The sequence below is a fragment of the Kitasatospora sp. NPDC007106 genome, from assembly GCF_040634455.1.
GTDB lineage: Bacteria > Actinomycetota > Actinomycetes > Streptomycetales > Streptomycetaceae > Kitasatospora > Kitasatospora arboriphila.
Genome location: NZ_JBEYFP010000784.1, coordinates 1 through 2662, shown reverse-complemented (window position 1 = coordinate 2662; position 2662 = coordinate 1). Strand labels below are relative to the sequence as shown.

The 2662-nt window shown below is 76.3% G+C and carries 2 protein-coding genes; both read left to right on the top strand.

Going from position 1 to position 2662, the window contains the following annotated elements:
- On the top strand, positions 1-680 hold a 680-nt coding region (locus ABZ641_RS32285; protein ID WP_359987595.1), incomplete at its 5' end, for a nitroreductase family protein.
- A gap of 13 nt (positions 681-693) precedes the next feature.
- Positions 694-2547 carry a TOMM precursor leader peptide-binding protein gene (locus ABZ641_RS32280; protein WP_359987592.1) on the top strand — a complete coding sequence of 618 codons (1854 nt, stop codon included), beginning with the start codon at positions 694-696 and terminating at the stop codon, positions 2545-2547.
- Positions 2548-2662: the final 115 nt, after the last annotated feature.

Here is a 2662-nt window from a genome sequence, read left to right as displayed (position 1 = left end):
CCCACACCGCCGTGCTCGCCCAGAGCCGCCCCGGCCCCGAACCGCTGCCGGCCGCCCCGGTGGGCGACGGCAAACGGATCGACCTGCCACTGGCCGCACCCGACCTCCGGGCCGGCACCCGGACCCGGCACGCGGCCGTCCGCGGCTTCAACGGCGACCCGATGCCGCCCGGCGCGCTGGCCACCGTCCTCACCGCCTACGGACAGCAGGCCCGCTGGGACCTGCCGGACCACCTGGTCGAGTTCTACTGCGTCGTCGCCGACGTGACCGGAATCCCGTCCGGGGCCTACCGCTACCACCCCGACGAGCACCGGCTGGAGGCCGTCGCCGACGGCGACCCCCGGCAGCGGCTGCGCGAAGCCGCCCTGGCCGCACTCACCCAGCAGGGCGCGCGTACGGCGAACCTGTGGCTGCTGCCGGTCGGCGACGCGGAGGCCGCCGAGGCCCGGTTCGGCGCCCGCTGGTACCGGCTGCAACAGGCCGCCGCCGGCGCCGCACTGCACCGCGCCTGCCTCGCCGCCGCCGCCGTCGGCGTGGCGAGCCGGATCCAGAACGACGTGCTCACGCACCGGCTGGACGAGTGGTTCGGCCTGCAAGGACGCAGGCGGAGCCTGCTGATGGCCCAGCTCGGCACCGAGCACCCGGCCGGGCTGCGCCCCGAGTTCCGGCTGACGTGGTGAGGGGGAGGCACACGTGAGCGAGACCGTACTCGGCACCGGCCTGCTGGCCGGGGCGATCGCCGGACGGCCACCGTCCCTGCTGGTGGTCGCGCACGACACCTGGCACACCGGCGACTGGGCCGCCGCCCACGACCGGGGCGAGGACTGGGTGCCGGTGTGGACCGAACTCGACAAGGCCGTGATCGGCCCCGTCGTCCGGCCCGGCGAGCCCGGCTGCGCCTGGTGCGTGCAGACCTGGCGGTCCGCCGCGCCCCGCCGCGACCGGTGGACGGCCGAACTGCGCCAGGACGGGCGGATCGCGCAGCGGCCCTCGCCCTGGCTGTCCAGCTGCGCCGCCGAGACCGTCCGAGAGCTGCTGCACACCGGCGCGGCCGCGGACTGCTGCTGGTACGTCGGCCTGCGCGACCTCTCCCTCGCCCGGCACCCGTTCCTGCCCGACCCGCTGTGCCGGGTCTGCGGGACGCTGCCGGAGGACACCGCCGTCCTGGCCGCGATCGACCTGCGGCCGCGGCCCAAGCCGCGGCCGGGCGCCACCAGGGTCCGCGACCTGCACGAGGCCGAGCTGACAGCCCTGTACGTGGACGCCGAAACCGGCGTGGTCGCCCCGCCGAACGGCATGCGGGACGCCCGGTTCCCGCTGGCCGAGGCCGTGCTCACCGAGTACGGCCACCGCGGCGAGGCCGGCTGGGGGCGCGGACGCGACTACGCCACCTGCCGGACCACCGCGATCGCCGAGGCCCTGGAACGCCTCGGCGGCCAGTGGCCCTGGGGCAAGCGGACCAGCGTGCGCGGCAGCTGGGCCGACCTCGCGGACGACGCCCTCGACCCGCGCTCGTTCGGCCTGTTCCCGCCCGGCCGCCACCCCGACCCGGACGGCCGCTACCAGCCGTTCACCGAGGACGCGGTGGTGTCCTGGGTGTGGGGGTACTCCTTCGGCCTCGCCCGGCCGGTGCTCGTCCCGGAGAGCCACGCCTACTACCGCACGGACTTCCAGCCGGGCGCCGCGGCGGACAAGCCGTTCACCTTCGAGATCTCCAACGGCTGCGCGCTCGGCGGCTGCCCCGAGGAGGCGATCCTGCACGGCATCCTGGAGGTCGTCGAACGCGACGCCTTCCTGATGACCTGGTACGCCCGGATGCCGGTGCCCGAGGTCGACCTGGCCCGCGCACCCGACCCGCGGATCCGGCTGGTCGTCGAACGCCTGGAGCGGACCGGCTACCGGGTACGGGCCTTCGACACCACCCTGGCCGAGGCGATCCCCGCGTTCTGGGTGCTGGCCCGGGACACCGAGGGCGACCCCGCACGCCCGCAGGTCATCTGCACCAGTGGATCGGCCCTCGACCCGGCCGCCGCCGTGCTCAGCGCCCTCGGCGAGCTCGCACCCATCGTCGAGCAGGAGCTGCGCCGCTACCCCGCCGAGGCCGAGCGGGCCCGGCGGATGGCGGCCGACCCCGACCTGGTGCGCGTGATGACCGACCACGCACTGTGCAGCGCGACCCCGGAGGCGCTCGACCGCTTCGACTTCCTGCTCTCCGGCCCGGACCGCACCGTCGGCTGGGACCGCGTCGGCCGCGGCCCCTGGCCGCACCACGCCGACCTGCGGGACGACCTGACGGAGGCCGTCGGCCGGATGCGGGCCGGCGGCATGGACGTGGTGGTCGTCGACCAGACCTCGCCGCTGCACCGGGCCGCCGGACTGCACTGCGTGAAGGTCCTCGCCCCCGGCGCACTGCCGATGACCTTCGGCCACCGCAACCGGCGGACCACCGGCCTGCCCCGGCTGCGCGAGGTGCCGCACCGGCTCGGCCACGCGCCGCGCCCGCTCACCGACGCCGACCTCAACCCCCACCCCCACCCATTCCCATGAGCAGCCGTCACCCCGTCGTCGCCGCCACCTTCGCCGTCCGGGTCGCCGGCCTGGCGGCCACCGTCACCGAGCAACTGGCCGACCGGCCGCTGCGCGACGCGCTGCTGGCGACCGC